This window comes from Streptomyces sp. NPDC101132, from assembly GCF_044759225.1.
In the GTDB taxonomy this organism is placed as follows: Bacteria; Actinomycetota; Actinomycetes; order Streptomycetales; family Streptomycetaceae; genus Streptomyces.
On record NZ_JBIVYX010000007.1, the window covers coordinates 199,606 to 213,701 of the forward strand.

The 14,096-nt window shown below is 74.4% G+C and carries 11 protein-coding genes; 2 read left to right on the top strand and 9 right to left on the bottom strand.

Going from position 1 to position 14,096, the window contains the following annotated elements:
• Positions 1 to 97: 97 nt before the first annotated feature.
• Entirely contained in the window at positions 98 to 937 is an 840-nt protein-coding gene (locus ACIQUR_RS18245; protein ID WP_403665177.1) for a GNAT family N-acetyltransferase, read from the top strand.
• Between the two features lie 157 nt (positions 938 to 1,094).
• On the opposite strand, the gene ACIQUR_RS18250 is transcribed toward ACIQUR_RS18245, so the two are convergent.
• Together ACIQUR_RS18250 and ACIQUR_RS18255 are read right to left on the bottom strand one after the other, a co-directional pair.
• Positions 1,095 to 3,362, bottom strand: coding sequence for a bifunctional salicylyl-CoA 5-hydroxylase/oxidoreductase (locus ACIQUR_RS18250; protein ID WP_403665179.1), 2,268 nt, complete (start codon positions 3,360 to 3,362; stop codon positions 1,095 to 1,097).
• A 2-nt stretch (positions 3,363 to 3,364) separates the two neighbouring features.
• Positions 3,365 to 4,192 (bottom strand): enoyl-CoA hydratase family protein, encoded by an 828-nt coding sequence (locus ACIQUR_RS18255; protein WP_399952216.1) that lies wholly within the window; start codon positions 4,190 to 4,192, stop codon positions 3,365 to 3,367.
• Between the two features lie 188 nt (positions 4,193 to 4,380).
• On the opposite strand from ACIQUR_RS18255, the gene ACIQUR_RS18260 reads away from it, so the two are divergent.
• Positions 4,381 to 4,869, top strand: a complete 489-nt coding sequence (locus tag ACIQUR_RS18260; protein ID WP_403665182.1) for an ATP-binding protein — start codon at positions 4,381 to 4,383, stop codon at positions 4,867 to 4,869.
• On the opposite strand, the gene argF is transcribed toward ACIQUR_RS18260, so the two are convergent.
• The 7 genes from argF to ACIQUR_RS18295 form a co-directional block, all read right to left on the bottom strand.
• On the bottom strand, positions 4,870 to 5,880 hold the full coding sequence (gene argF, locus ACIQUR_RS18265; RefSeq protein WP_403665184.1) for an ornithine carbamoyltransferase: 1,011 nt from the start codon (positions 5,878 to 5,880) through the stop codon (positions 4,870 to 4,872).
• A gap of 150 nt (positions 5,881 to 6,030) precedes the next feature.
• Entirely contained in the window at positions 6,031 to 7,260 is a 1,230-nt protein-coding gene (locus ACIQUR_RS18270; RefSeq protein WP_403665186.1) for an arginine deiminase, read from the bottom strand.
• Positions 7,261 to 7,300: 40 nt separating this feature from the next.
• Positions 7,301 to 7,759, bottom strand: coding sequence for a hypothetical protein (locus ACIQUR_RS18275; protein ID WP_403665188.1), 459 nt, complete (start codon positions 7,757 to 7,759; stop codon positions 7,301 to 7,303).
• Positions 7,760 to 7,945: 186 nt separating this feature from the next.
• Positions 7,946 to 10,531, bottom strand: a complete 2,586-nt coding sequence (locus tag ACIQUR_RS18280) for a polynucleotide kinase-phosphatase (protein ID WP_403665189.1) — start codon at positions 10,529 to 10,531, stop codon at positions 7,946 to 7,948.
• The gene (locus ACIQUR_RS18285) at positions 10,528 to 12,051 is read right to left on the bottom strand and encodes a 3' terminal RNA ribose 2'-O-methyltransferase Hen1 (protein WP_403665191.1); all 1,524 of its coding nucleotides are present in this window, start codon (positions 12,049 to 12,051) and stop codon (positions 10,528 to 10,530) included. The genes ACIQUR_RS18280 and ACIQUR_RS18285 overlap by 4 nt, the downstream gene beginning before the upstream one ends.
• 66 nt (positions 12,052 to 12,117) lie before the next feature.
• Positions 12,118 to 13,026: a homocysteine S-methyltransferase gene (gene mmuM, locus ACIQUR_RS18290; protein ID WP_403665193.1), complete on the bottom strand. Its 909-nt coding sequence runs from the start codon at positions 13,024 to 13,026 to the stop codon at positions 12,118 to 12,120.
• Complete coding sequence (locus ACIQUR_RS18295) at positions 13,026 to 13,976, bottom strand: LLM class F420-dependent oxidoreductase (RefSeq protein WP_403665195.1); 951 nt, start codon at positions 13,974 to 13,976, stop codon at positions 13,026 to 13,028. Before ACIQUR_RS18295 ends, mmuM begins: the two co-directional genes overlap by 1 nt.
• Positions 13,977 to 14,096: the final 120 nt, after the last annotated feature.

A 14,096-nucleotide genomic window follows, 5' to 3' on the forward strand; every position in this document is an offset into this window, starting at 1 on the left:
CCGGCAGCGTACGGGGGGCGGACGCGGGGTGTCCCGGGGCGGGCGTGGCGGCGGAAATCGCGCTGCGCGGCGTCGGCCGGGCGCGCCATGATGCGGCATGACGTGGACCTTTACGCATGATCTGGCGGCCTATCTGAGGGCCGCGGGGGCGTTCGTCGCGGCCCGCCCGGTGGAGAACACGCTGATCCTGACAGTCGGGGACGCCCTGCGGCGGTCCGGGCTGGACCGGTACGGGGAGCGGGCGCCGGTGTTCGGCTGGTGGGCCGGTGCGGACGGCGAGGTGGCGGGGGCGGTGCTGTGGACGCCGCCGTACCCGCTGAACGTGGCGGGGCTGCCGGCGGAGGCGGTGGGGGCGCTGGCGGCGGCGCTGGTGTCGGAGCCGCTGCTGGCGGGGGTGGCGGAGTTCAACGCGGCGCGTGGGGACGCGTCGGCGCTGGCCGGGGCGTGGGGGCGGGGTGCGGAGGTGGTGGAGGAGCTGCGGCTGTACCGGCTGGCGGGGCTGGTGGAGCCGGATCCGGTGCCGTCGGGGCGGGCCCGTACGGCGGGGCCGGCGGACGCTCCGCTGCTGCGGGAGTGGCTGGCCGCGTTCGGTGAGGAGCTGTCGGACCCGGGCTGGGCGCGTGCGGAGCTGCTGGAGGAGCGCCTCGCGTACGGCGGGTTCACGCTGTGGGAGGACGGGGGCCGGCCGGTGTCGCTGGCGGGGCGCGGGCCGGTGGTGTGCGGGACGGCGCGGGTGGCGCCGGTGTACACGCCGCCGGAGTGGCGGGGTCGTGGGTACGCGGCCGGGGTGACGGCGGCGGTGAGCCGGGCCGCGGGTGCTGCGGGGGCGGCGGAGGTGCTGCTCTTCACGGATCTGTCGAACCCGACGAGCAACGGCGTCTACCGGCGCATCGGCTACCGCCCGGTGGAGGACCGCGTCCAGGTGCGCGTCGGCTGAGCCGTTCCGTGCGGGGCCCGGGCGGGGGCGGCGAAGGTCAAGGCCGGCCGCGGGACGGGACCCGTGCGGGTCGGGGTCACGTCGCGGGTCGGGGTCCCGCAGCGGGTCGGAGTCCTGCCGCGGATATCGGCTGCCGCGAACAGGGGGCCGGCGCGGGTCAGGGGAGGGTGAGGCGGGGGCGGGGGGTGTCGGTGCGGCCCGTGGGGGGTGTGCGGCTGCCGGCGCGGTAGGGGTCGGGCCAGGGGGCGGCGGGGCCGGTGTAGCCCTGCTCGGCGGCGGCGTGGAGGGTCCAGTGGGGGTCGTAGAGGTGGGGGCGGGCGAGGGCGCACAGGTCGGCGCGGCCGGCCAGGAGGAGGGAGTTGACGTCGTCCCAGGAGGAGATGGCCCCGACGGCGATGACGGGGACGCCGAGTTCGTTGCGGATGCGGTCGGCGTAGGGGGTCTGGTAGGAGCGGCCGTACTCGGGCTTCTCGTGGGGGACGACCTGGCCGGTGGAGACGTCGATGGCATCGGCGCCGTGGTCGGCGAAGGCGCGGGCGATGGCGACGGCGTCGTCGGTGGTGGTGCCGCCGGGGGCCCAGTCGGTGGCGGAGATGCGGACGGTCACGGGCCGGTCGGCGGGCCAGGCGTCCCGGACGGCGTCGAAGACTTCGAGGGGGTAGCGCAGCCGGTTGGCGAGGGTTCCGCCGTAGTGGTCGGTGCGCTGGTTGGTGAGGGGCGAGAGGAAGCCGGAGAGGAGGTAGCCGTGGGCGCAGTGGAGTTCGAGGAGGTCGAAGCCGCAGTCGGCGGCGCGGCGGGCGGCCTGGACGAACTGGTCGCGTACGGTGTCCAGTTCGGCCGGGGTGAGGGCGTGCGGGGTCTGGCTGGTGCCGGGCTGCCAGGGCAGGGGTGAGGCGGCGGCGACGGGCCAGTTGCCGGTGGGGAGGGGCTGGTCGATGCCTTCCCACATGAGGCGGGTGGAGCCCTTGCGGCCGGAGTGGCCGAGCTGGATGCCGAGGGCGGTGCCGGGGGCCTGGGTGTGGGCGAAGTCGACGATGCGGGTCCAGGCGCGGGCCTGTTCGTCGGTGTAGAGGCCGGAGCAGCCGGGGGTGATGCGGCCTTCGGGGCTGACGCACACCATTTCGGTCATGACGAGTCCGGCGCCGCCGAGGGCGCGGGATCCGAGGTGGACGAGGTGGAAGTCGCCGGGGAGGCCGTCGGGGGCTCGGTAGGTGTCCATCGGGGAGACGACGACGCGGTTTCGGAGGGTGAGGCCGCGGAGGGTGAGCGGGGTGAACATCGGCGGGGTGCCGTCGGGGCAGCCGAAGTCGCGTTCGACGGTGGTGGTGAAGCGGGGGTCGCGCAGGCGCAGGTTGTCGTGGGTGACGCGGCGGCTGCGGGTGAGGAGGTTGAAGGCGAACTGGCGGGGCGGCTGGTCGAGGTAGACGGCGAGGTCCTCGAACCAGCGGAGGCTGGCGTGGGCGGCGCGCTGGGTGGATTCGACGACGGGGCGGCGTTCTGCTTCGTAGGCGGCGAGGGCGGCGGGGAGGGTGTCGTGTTCCTCGGTGCAGGCGGCCAGGGCGAGGGCGTCCTCGACGGCGAGTTTGGTGCCGGAGCCGATGGAGAAGTGCGCGGTGTGGGCGGCGTCGCCGAGCAGGGTGATGTTGCCGTGTGACCAGTGGTCGTTGACGACGGTGCGGAAGGCGGTCCAGGTGGAGTTGTTGCCGCGCAGGGGCCGGCCGCGGAGGGCTTCGCTGAAGGTCTTGGCGCAGCGCTGGGCGGATTCGTTCTCGTCGCAGAGGTCGAGTCCTGCGGCGCGCCAGACTTCTTCGCGCATTTCGACGATGACGGTGGAGGCGTTGGCGGAGAAGGGGTAGCCGTGGAGCTGCATGACGCCGTGTTCGGTTTCGGCGGTCTCGAAGCGGAAGGCGTCGAAGGCGAAGTCGGCGGCGAGCCAGATGTAGCGGCAGCGGTGGGTGGTGAGGGTGGGGCGGAAGACGTCGGCGTGGGCGGTGCGGGTGGCGCTGTGGACCCCGTCGGCGGCGATGACGAGGTCGTGGCCGGCGGCGAGTGCGGCGGCGGGCGGGGCCTCTTCGCGGGAGCGGAGGCGTACGCCGAGTGCGGCGCAGCGTGCGTGGAGGATCTCCAGGAGGCGGCGGCGGCCGAGGGCGGCGAAGCCGTGGCCGCCGGAGGTGAGGACGCGGCCGCGGTGGACGACGTCGATGTCGTCCCAGCGGACGAATTCGGCCTGGAGGGCGGCGTACACCTCGGGGTCGGCGTGTTCGATGCCGCCGAGGGTCTCGTCGGAGAGGACGACGCCGAAGCCGAAGGTGTCCTGGGGGGCGTTGCGTTCCCAGACGGTGATCTCGCGGTCCGGGCCGAGGCGTTTGAGGAGGGCGGCGGCGTAGAGGCCGCCGGGGCCGCCGCCGATGACCGCGATCCGCATGGTCACCTCCCCTGCCAGGCGGGGGGCCGTTTGCCGGTGAAGGAGGCGTGGAACTCGGCGTAGTCCCGGCCGTTCATCAGCAGGGCCTGGGTGTTGGCGTCGAGTTCGACGGAGGCGGCGAGCGGCATGTCGAGTTCGGCGGTGAGCAGGGCCTTGGTCTGGGCGTAGGCGAGGGCGGGTCCGGCGGCGAGGTGGGCGGCGAGTTCGGCGGCGCGGATGCCGGCCTTGCCCTCGTCGGTGAGTTCGCTGAGGAGGCCGATGCGTTCGGCTTCCTCGGCGCGTACGGGTTCGCCGAGCATCAGCAGGCGGGTGGCGTGGCCGAGGCCGACGACGCGGGGCAGCAGGTAGGCGGCGCCCATGTCGCCGCCGGAGAGGCCGACGCGGGTGAAGAGGAAGGCGAAGCGGGCGGTGGGGTCGGCGATGCGGAAGTCGGCGGCGAGGGCGAGGACGGCTCCGGCGCCGGCGGCGACGCCGTGGAGGGCGGCGATGACCGGGAAGGGGCATTCGCGGAGGGCGCGGACGACCTGTCCGGTCATCCGGTTGAAGTCGAGGAGCTGGGCGGTGTCCATGGCGAGGGTGGCGCCGATGATCTCGTCGACGTCGCCGCCGGAGCAGAAGCCGCGTCCCTCGCCGCCGAGGACGAGGGCGCGGCAGGCGCGTTCGCGGGAGAGTTCCGAGAGCAGGTCGCGCAGGTCGGCGTAGGCGCCGAAGGTGAGCGCGTTGAGCTTCTCGGGGCGGTCGAGGGTGACGGTGACGACGCCGTCCTGCCGGGTCACCCGGAGGTGGCGCCATCGCTCCGTTGCGGCTGCGGAACCGGTGAAGGGGCTCACACCCACGACGGTATCACCGTCTTGTGACTGTCGTCAGGAGAACGCGACAGGCGAAGGTCCGGTACGGAGGTCCCGGGGCGGAGGTGGCGCACGTCCTCGGTACGGGGATCGGGGTGCCCTGGGGGGCGGGGCGCCGGCTCCGTAGCGTGGAAGGCACGTTCCCCTTCCGCCCGAAAGGACGTCCTGCCGTGTCCGCGACCACCGCTCCCCCCGTCTGGCGGACCGCCCTCCCCCGCACCGCGGCGGCCGTCCCCCTCGCCCGTGCCGTGGTCCGCTCGGCGCTGGCCGGTCCCGGTGCGCCGGTGGACCCCGACACGGCGGAGCTGCTGACCGCGGAGCTGGTGGCGAACGCGGTGGAGCACGCGGGCGCGGGTGCCGGGGCGGACACCGGGGCGGGTGCCGCGGTGGAGCTGGTGGTGGAGCTGCTGCCGGAGGGGTGCCGGATCGAGGTGCACGACGGCGATCCGCGGCCGCCGGGTGCGCTGACGCCGGCCGTGCCGGGCGAGCACCCGGACCCGCTGCAGGAGCACGGGCGGGGTCTGCTGCTGCTCCGCACGCTGAGCGCGTCCTGCGGCCACCGGCCGACGCCGCGCGGGAAGGCGGTGTGGTTCACGCTGTCCGCGCGGCCCCGGCCGCGGCGCGGCGGCTGCGACCTGGGCCGCCCGGCGGGCGTATGACTATGCGTCGGTGCCGGCGAGGGTGGCGACGAGGATCGCCTTGATGGTGTGGAGCCGGTTCTCGGCCTCGTCGAAGACGACGGAGTGGGCCGACTCGAAGACCTCGTCGGTGACCTCCAGCGACTCCAGGCCGTGCCGCTCGTAGATCTCGCGGCCGACCTTGGTGCCCAGGTCGTGGAAGGCCGGCAGGCAGTGGAGGAACCTGACGTCCGGGTTGCCGGCGGCGCGCAGCACGTCCATGGTGACGGCGTAGGGGGCCAGGGCCTTGATGCGCTCGTCCCAGACCTCCTTCGGCTCGCCCATGGAGACCCAGACGTCGGTGGCGACGAAGTCGGCGCCGGCGACGCCCTCGGTGACGTCCTCGGTGAGGGTGATGCGGGCGCCGCTGGTCTCGGCGGCGGCCCGGGCCCGGGCGACGACCTGCTCGGCGGGCCAGTAGGCGCGGGGGGCGACGATGCGTACGTCCATGCCGAGGAGGGCGCCGGTGACGAGGTAGGAGTTGCCCATGTTGAAGCGGGCGTCGCCCAGGTAGGCGAAGCTCGTGGCCTCCAGGGGCTTGGCGCAGTGCTCGGTCATGGTGAGCACGTCGGCGAGCATCTGGGTGGGGTGCCAGTCGTCGGTGAGGCCGTTGTAGACGGGTACGCCGGCGAAGGCGGCGAGTTCCTCGACGGCGTCCTGGCTGTCGCCGCGGTACTGGATGGCGTCGAACATGCGGCCGAGGACGCGGGCGGTGTCGCGGACGGACTCCTTGTGGCCCATCTGGGAGGCGGAGGGGTCGAGGTAGGTGGTGTGGGCGCCCTGGTCGGCGGCGGCGACCTCGAAGGCGCAGCGGGTCCGGGTGGAGGTCTTCTCGAAGATCAGGGCGATGTTGCGGCCCCGGAGGTGCTGGATCTCGGCGCCGGCGCGCTTGGCGGCCTTCAGGTCGGCGGCCAGGGAGACCAGGCCGCGGAACTCGGCGGCGGTGAAGTCGAGCTCCTTGAGGAAGCTCCGGCCAACGAGGTCGGTCGCCATGGGGGCACTCCTAGGTCACGCACGGGGACGGGGACGACAAGGATTGGAAGTCTATACGAGCCTCCGTATCTCTATACGGTCTGTGCGCGGTGACGCGGGCCACAGCCGGGGCCCGCCACCGTGCATCGCGCACCGTCCGCCGTCCCCGGCCTACCCCACCGGATCCCGCTCCACCGGGCAGCTCATGCACCGCGGGCCGCCCCGGCCCCGGCCCAGCTCGCTGCCCGGGATCTCGATCACCTCGATGCCCTGCTTGCGCAGGTGGGTGTTGGTGGTGACGTTCCGCTCGTACGCCACGACCACGCCCGGCTCGACGGCCAGGACGTTGCAGCCGTCGTCCCACTGCTCGCGCTCCGCCGAGTGCACGTCCTGCGTGGCCGTCAGCACCCGGATCGCGTCCAGCCCCAGCGCCTCCGCGATGGCCCGGTGCATGTGCTCCGGCGGGTGGTCGGTCACCCGCAGCTCGCTCTCGGCCTCGCCGGGGCGGATCGTGTACGAGCGGAGCATGCCGAGCCCCGCGTACTGGGTGAAGGTGTCCCCGTCGACCATCGTCATCACCGTGTCCAGATGCATGAGCGCCCGCCGCTTCGGCATGTCGAGGGCCACGATCGTACGGGCGGACCCGGCCGCGAACAGGCCCCGCGCCAGCATCTCCACGGCCTGCGGGGTGGTCCGCTCGCTCATCCCGATCAGCACCGCGCCGTTGCCGATGACCAGCACGTCGCCGCCCTCGATGGTGGACGGGTAGTCGGCCTGGCCCTGGGACCAGTAGTGGAAGGCGCCGGAGGCGGTGAAGAGGGGGTGGTGGCGGTAGATGGCCTCGAAGTGGACGGTCTCGCGCTGCCGGGCCGGCCAGCGCATCGCGTTGATGGAGACCCCGTCGTAGATCCAGGCGGAGGTGTCGCGCGTGAAGAGGTGGTTCGGCAGCGGCTGGAGGAGGAAGCCGTCCAGCTCCAGCGCGTGGAAGCGGACCGAGGTGGGCTCGCCGTGCCGCTCCAGGTACTCGCGCTTCGTCATCCCGCCGACCAGCGCCTCGACCAGCTCCGCCGCCGGCAGCTCGTCGAAGGCGGCCCTGAGGTGGCCCGTGGCCAGCGGCCCGAACTCCTTCTCGTCGAAGACCCGGTCCAGCACCAGCCGGCGCGCCTCCGGGATCTCCAGCGACTCCCGCAGCAGATCGCCGAAGAGGTGGACCTCGACGCCCCGGTCGCGCAGCACGTCGGCGAACCCGTCGTGCTCCTGGCGGGCCCGGCGCACCCACAACACGTCGTCGAAGAGGAGCGCGTCCTTGTTGCTCGGGGTGAGCCGCTTCAGCTCCAGGTCCGGCCGGTGGAGGATGACGCGGCGGAGCCGCCCGGTCTCGGAGTCGACATGGAATCCCATGCCTACACGGTCGCAGACCGGGCGGCTTTTCGAGCGGGTGTCAGCTCAAGCCCAGCAGCGCGCCCGGGTCGCCCTGGAGCGCCGGGGTGAGGATGCCCAGCTGCGGCTTGGTCAGGGCCGGCAGGCCGAAGTGGTCGCCGTCGGGCAGCAGCACGGGCGCGCCCACGACCGCGCCCGGGGTCTTGGCGACCATGTCGGAGGCCGGGGCGGACAGCTTGGCCTCGCCGTTCCTGCCGGTGCCCAGCAGGTCGGGCACCGGGGTGGAGGCGAGGGTGGGGGCCAGTTCGCCGGTCAGCGGGACCGCGGGCAGCACCGGGTTGGGCAGCAGCTCGCCCGTGTGGTGGACCGGGCCCTCGGGGACGCCGGGGACGGGCACAGGCAGACCGGTCGCCAGGTGCGGGGTCTGCATGCCGAGCGGCACCTCCAGCGCCTCCAGCGGCACGTCGACCGGGACGTGCTCGGCCGCCAGCGCCGGGGACACCGCGGCCGCCGTCGCCATACACGTCATGAGCGCCGCAAGGCTTCCGCGCGCGGTCTTGTTCATCATGCGTTCCGTTCTTTCCGGGATCGCGGACACTCCGCTTCCCTGGAAGAACGAGCCCGCCCGCCGATTCCCCGCGAAATTCCCCCGTTTGCCGTAACGGCGGGAGGTTTCCGCAGGGTGCCGGCGGGCGGGCCCGGTGCGTCACAGGCGGGGGTCGACGGGCTCCGACTCCAGGGCCAGCACGGCGAACACGGCCTCGTGGACCCGCCACAGCGGCTCGCCGCCGGCCAGCCGGTCCAGGGCCTCCAGGCCGAGGGCGTACTCGCGCAGCGCCAGGGACCGCTTGTGGCCGAGGAACCGCTCGCGCAGCCGCTCCAGGTTGTCCGGGCGGGTGTACTCGGGGCCGTAGACGATCCGCAGGTACTCGCGGCCTCGGACCTTGATGCCGGGCTGCACCAGCCGGCCCTTGCCGTCGCGGACGCACGCGTCCAGCGGCTTCACGACCATGCCCTCCCCGCCGGCCTCGGTCAGCTCCAGCCACCAGTCGGTGCCCGCGCGGACGGAGTCCTCGTCGCCGGTGTCGACCACCAGCCGGCCGGTGGTGCGCAGCAGCCCGGTGGCGTCGTGCTGCACGAGCCGGTCCAGCCAGCCGAGCTGGCGGTCGTGCGGCACGTCCGCGAGGGACCGGCCCTCGGCCGCGAGCAGCTGGAAGGGGGCGAAGCGCACCCCGTCCAGGCCGTCGGTGGGCCAGCAGTAGCGGCGGTAGGCGTCGGTGAAGGCGGCCGCGTCGGCGGCCCGTTCCCGCTGCCTGGCCGTCAGGGCGCCGGTGTCGACGCCGCGGGCCGCGGCGGCGTCCAGGGCGGCGAGCGCGTCCGGGAAGACGGCCGCGGCGGCGGCGCCGACGGCGGCGTACTGGTCGCGGAGCAGGCCGGTGGCCTTCAGCGACCAGGGCAGCAGCTCGCCGTCCAGCAGCAGCCACGGGGTGTCCAGTTCGTCCCAGAGGCCGGCTCCGGAGACCGCGGTGCGCAGCCGGTCGAGGACCGTCTCGGTGACCTGCGGGTCGTCGAAGAAGGGGCGTCCGGTGCGGGTGTACAGGGAGCCGGTGACGCCGGTGACGCCGAAGCGCTCGCGGGCGGTGTCGGCGTCGCGGCAGACCAGGGCCACGGCGCGGGAGCCCATGTGCTTCTCCTCGCAGACCACGCGGGTGACGCCGTCGGCCCGGTACTGGGCGAAGGCCTCGGCCGGGTGCTCCAGGTAGGCGCCGTCGGCGGCTCCGCCGCGGGCCCCCTCGCGGGAGGTGGCGGTGGGCGCCATGGTCGGCGGCAGGTACGGGACCAGCCGGGGGTCGACGGCGAAGCGGCTCATCACCTCCAGGGCGGCGGCCGCGTTCTCCTCGCGCACCGTGACGTTGCCGAGGTGGCGGGTCTCGACGACGCGGCGTCCGTGTACGTCGGCCAGGTCCAGCGGGCGGCCCTCGCGGCCGCCGGGCGCCTCGGTCGCGAGCGGCTTGGCCGGCTCGTACCAGACCTTCTCGGCGGGTACGTCGACCAGTTCGCGCTCGGGCCAGCGCAGCGCGGTCATCCGGCCGCCGAAGACGGCGCCGGTGTCGAGGCAGATGGTGTTGTTGAGCCAGGAGGTGTTCGGGACCGGGGTGTGTCCGTACACGACGGCGGCCTTGCCGCGGTACTCCTCGGCCCACGGGTAGCGGACGGGCAGGCCGAACTCGTCGGTCTCGCCGGTGGTGTCGCCGTAGAGGGCGTGGGAGCGGACGCGGCCGGAGGTGCGGCCGTGGTACTTCTCGGGCAGGCCGGCGTGGCAGACCACGAGGCGGCCGCCGTCGAGGACGTAGTGGCTGACGAGTCCGTCGATGAACTCGCGGACCTCGGCGACGAAGGACTCGTCCTCGCGCTCCAGCTGCTCGATGGTCTCGGCGAGTCCGTGGGTGCGCTGGACGGTGCGGCCCTTGAGGTGGCGGCCGAGCTTGTTCTCGTGGTTGCCGGGCACGCACAGGGCGTTGCCCGACTTGACCATGCTCATGACGCGGCGCAGGACGCCGGGGCTGTCGGGGCCGCGGTCGACGAGGTCGCCGACGAAGACGGCGGTGCGGCCGTCGGGGTGGACGCCGTCCCGGTAGCCGAGTTTGGCGAGCAGGGTCTCCAGCTCGCCGGAGCAGCCGTGGACGTCGCCGACGATGTCGAAGGGGCCGGTGAGGTGGGTCAGGTCGTTGAAGCGGCGCTCGCGGACGACCCGGGCGGCGTCGACCTCCTCGACGGTGCGCAGCACGTGGACCTTGCGGAAGCCCTCGCGTTCCAGGCCGCGCAGGGAGCGGCGCAGTTCGCGGCGGTGGCGGGTGACGACGTGGGGGGACATGCCGGCCCGGTCGGGGCGGACGGCGTTGCGGGCGGCGCAGACCTGCTCGGGCAGGTCCAGGACGATGGCGACGGGCAGGACGTCGTGTTCGCGGGCGAGCGCGACGAGCTGCCGGCGGGCCTCGGTCTGGACGTTGGTGGCGTCGACGACGGTGAGCCGGCCGGCGGCGAGGCGCTTGGCGGCGATGTAGTGGAGGACGTCGAAGGCCTCGCGGCTGGCGCTCTGGTCGTTCTCGTCGTCGGCGACCAGGCCGCGGCAGAAGTCGGAGGACAGCACCTCGGTGGGCTTGAAGTGGCGGCTCGCGAACGTGGACTTGCCGGATCCGGTGGCGCCGACGAGGACGACGAGGGACAGGTCGGGGACGGGCAGGGTGCGGGCGGTGCGCTCGGCGGCGTCGGTGGTGTGCTCGGTGCTCATGCGGCCTTCTCCTCCTTCTCGGCGGTGTCGGTGGCCCGGGTGGTGTGCTCGCGGTGCGTGCCGTGCGCGGTGGGGTCGGTGTCGGTGCGGGTGAAGACCGCCATCTGGGTGGGCGGGCCGACCTCCGGGTCGTCGGGGCCGACGGGCAGGTGGGCGACCTCGTAGCCGTGCCGGGCCGCGACCTCGCCGGCCCAGCCGCGGAACTCCTCGCGGGTCCACTCGAAGCGGTGGTCGCGGTGCCGGACGTGCCCGGCGGGGAGCGACTCCCAGCGGACGTTGTACTCGACGTTCGGCGTGGTCACGAGCACGGTGCGGGGGCGGGCCGCGCCGAAGACGGCGTACTCCAGGGCGGGCAGCCGGGGCGGGTCGACGTGCTCGATGACCTCGCTGAGGACGGCCGCGTCGTAGCCGGTGAGCCGCTTGTCGGTGTACGCCAGGGAGCCCTGGAGCAGCTGGACGCGGGCGCTCTGCCGCTCGCCCATGCGGTCGAGGCGCAGGCGGCGGGCGGCGGTGGTGAGCGCGCGCATCGACACGTCGACGCCGGTGACGGTGGTGAACGCGGGGTCCTTGAGCAGTTCCTGGACGAGCTGGCCCTGGCCGCAGCCGAGGTCGAGGACGCGCTGGGCGCCGGCCGCGCGCAGGGCCGCGAGCAGGGCCTCGCGGCGCCGGGCGGCGAGCGGCACGGGCCGCTCCTCGGTGTCCACGGCCTCGTCGACGGCGTTGTCCAGCTCCTCGGCGGCGGTGTCGTCGGCCTCGGCGAGGCGGGCCAGCTCCAGGCGCTCCATGGCCTGCCGGGTCAGCCCGCCGCGCCGGGCGAGGTAGCGGCTGGTGATGAGCCGGTGCTCGGGGTGGCCGGCGAGCCATCCGTCGCCGGCCCGCAGCAGCTTGTCGACCTCGTCCGGGGCGACCCAGTAGTGCTTGGCGTCGTCGAGCACCGGCAGCAGCACGTACAGCTGGCGGAGGGCGTCGGCGAGGGTCGGCTCGCCCTCCAGGACCAGGCGTACGTAGCGGGAGTCGCCCCACTCGGGGAAGCGCCCGTCCAGGGGGACGGGGTCGGCGGTCACGGTGTGCCAGCCGAGGGGTCCGAAGAGCCGGCGGACCAGGTCGGGGCCGCCGCGGGCGGGCAGGGCGGGGATCTCCACGCGCAGCGGCCTGGCCTGCCCGGGCAGCTCCGGCCGGTTGCGGCACTGGCCCTTGAGGGCGCTGGAGAACACGGTGGCGAGGGCCACGGCGAGCAGGGAGGAGGCCGCGTAGGGGCGGTCGTTGACGTACTGGGCGAGGGCGGAGTCGGGGGCGCCGCCGCGGCCCTTGCCGCGGCCGCGGCGCACCAGCGCCACCGGGTCCACTTCGAGCAGCAGCGCGGCGGTGCACCGCTCGGCCGTGGCCTCGGGGTAGAGGACGTGGGCCGTGCCGTGCGACGTCGAGAACGCCTGCGCCTTGTCGGGATGCTTGTGCAGCAGGAAGCCGAGGTCGGTCGCGGGGCGCTCGGGGGTACCGGTGGTACTGATCGTCAGGAACACGCGTCCGAGTATGGGCGCGCGCCGAGGCCCGCCACCAGGGATTTTCGGGCGGGCCCCGGGCGCGGGTCAGGGCGTCAGGGCGGTCGCGAGGCCGGCGACGGCGGGGGGTCCGACGCGGCAGCAGCCGCCGATCAGGCGGGCGCCGGCGGCCCGCCAGGCGGCCACCGGCCAGGGTGCCGGGGTCTCGGGGGCGTGCCAGTGCCGGGTGGCGGCGTCCCAGACGGATCCGTCGTTGGGGTAGGCGACGACGGGTTTCCCGCAGGCGGCGGCCAGCCGTACGGCGCCCTCCACGTCCTGGGGGTCGCAGCAGTTGACGCCCACGGCGATGACCTCGGGTGCCTCGGCGGCCAGGGCGAAGGCCTCGGCGAGGGGCTGGCCGGCGCGGGTGCGGTCCCCATGGACGGTGTACGAGAGCCAGGCGGGCGTGCCGGAGCCGGCGAGGACGCGGAGCAGCGCCTCGGCCTCGTCCGTGTCGGGCACGGTCTCCAGGGCCAGTACGTCCGGCCGGGCGGCCAGCAGGGCGGTCACGCGGGGGCGGTGGAAGGCGGCGAGCTCGGCCACGGTGAGTCCGTACCGGCCGCGGTACTCGGAGCCGTCGGCGAGGACCGCCCCGTACGGGCCGACGGAGGCCGCCACCCACACCGGGTGTCCGGGCGGTGCCGTGCGGGCGGCCCGGTCGGCCAGCTCCACGCTGCGCCGGAGCAGGCGGTCGACCTGGGCGGGGGTGTGGCCGTGGCGGCCGAAGCCCTCGTGGGAGACCTGGTAGGAGGCGGTGATGAGGACTTCCGCGCCGGCCCGGACGTAGGCGGTGTGGGCGGCTTCGATCTGGTCGGGTGCCTCGTCGAGGACGCGGGCGGACCACAGTTCGCCGGAGAGGTCGCAGCCCTGGTCGGCGAGCTGGTTGCTGAGACCCCCGTCGAGGAGGACCGGCCGGCGGGCCAGTTCCGCGGCGAGGGGCGTGGTGGCGCGGGCCATCAGCCGAGCTGGGGCATGACGCGGGCGGAGATCAGCTCCAGGTGGTCCAGGTCGTGCAGGTCGAGGACCTGGAGGTAGATCCGCTGGGAGCCGGCGGCCTGGTAGGCGCCGATCTTCTCGACCACCTCGGCGGGGGTTCCGGCCAGGCCGTTGGCCTTGAGTTCGTCGACGTCGCGCCCGATGGCGGCGGCGCGGCGGGCGACTTCGGCGTCGTCGGCGCCCACGCACACGACGAGGGCGTTGGAGTAGACGAGGTCGCCGGGGGCGCGGCCGGCCGCCTCGGCGGCGGCGCGGACCCGGCCGAACTGGCGCTCGGTGTCGGCGAGGGAGGCGAAGGGGATGTTGAACTCGTCGGCGTAGCGGGCGGCGAGGCGGGGGGTGCGGACGGCTCCGTGGCCGCCGATGAGGACGGGCACCTTGCGCTGCGCGGGCTTGGGCAGGGCCGGGGAGTCGGTGAGGCGGTAGTGGGTGCCCTCGAAGGTGAAGGTGTCGCCGGGCTTGGTGTCCCAGAGGCCGGTGACGATGGCGAGCTGCTCTTCGAGGCGGGCGAACCGCTCTTCGGGGAAGGGGATGCCGTAGGCCTGGTGTTCGCGGGCGAACCAGCCGGCGCCCAGGCCGAATTCGACGCGGCCGCCGGACATCTGGTCGACCTGGGCGACCTGGATGGCGAGGACGCCGGGGAGGCGGAAGGTGCCGGCGGTCATCAGGGTGCCGAGGCGGATGCGGCGGGTCTCGCGGGCGAGTCCGGCGAGGGTGATCCAGGCGTCGGTGGGGCCGGGCATGCCGGGCGGTTCGGCGCCCTCGGGGAGGGGCAGTTCGGGGCCCATGCGCAGGTAGTGGTCGGAGCGGAAGAAGGCGTCGAAGCCCAGGTCCTCGGTGGCGCGGGCGACGCGGAGGAGGGTGTCGTAGTCGGCGCCCTGCTGGGGCTCGGTGAAGATGCGGAGATCCATGGGCCCATCCTGCCGCCCGGTCACCCCGGCCGGGTGAATCTGCGTCAACCTGGGAATTCGTGCCCGTCCTCGCCAGTGACCGGGGGTCGGGGAGATCGTTGGCCGGGTCGGAGCCGGACC

Excerpts from the sequence above, each read along its gene's own strand:
- ACIQUR_RS18270 (WP_403665186.1), bottom strand. The coding sequence starts at position 7,260 with ATGGGATTCCATGTCGACTCCGAGACCGGGCGGCTCCGCCGCGTCATC.
- argF (WP_403665184.1), bottom strand. The coding sequence starts at position 5,880 with ATGGCGACCGACCTCGTTGGCCGGAGCTTCCTCAAGGAGCTCGACTTC.
- ACIQUR_RS18245 (WP_403665177.1), top strand. The coding sequence starts at position 98 with ATGACGTGGACCTTTACGCATGATCTGGCGGCCTATCTGAGGGCCGCG.
- mmuM (WP_403665193.1), bottom strand. The coding sequence starts at position 13,026 with ATGGCCCGCGCCACCACGCCCCTCGCCGCGGAACTGGCCCGCCGGCCG.
- ACIQUR_RS18275 (WP_403665188.1), bottom strand. The coding sequence starts at position 7,759 with ATGGCGACGGCGGCCGCGGTGTCCCCGGCGCTGGCGGCCGAGCACGTC.
- ACIQUR_RS18250 (WP_403665179.1), bottom strand. The coding sequence starts at position 3,362 with ATGCGGATCGCGGTCATCGGCGGCGGCCCCGGCGGCCTCTACGCCGCC.
- ACIQUR_RS18280 (WP_403665189.1), bottom strand. The coding sequence starts at position 10,531 with ATGAGCACCGAGCACACCACCGACGCCGCCGAGCGCACCGCCCGCACC.
- ACIQUR_RS18295 (WP_403665195.1), bottom strand. The coding sequence starts at position 13,976 with ATGGATCTCCGCATCTTCACCGAGCCCCAGCAGGGCGCCGACTACGAC.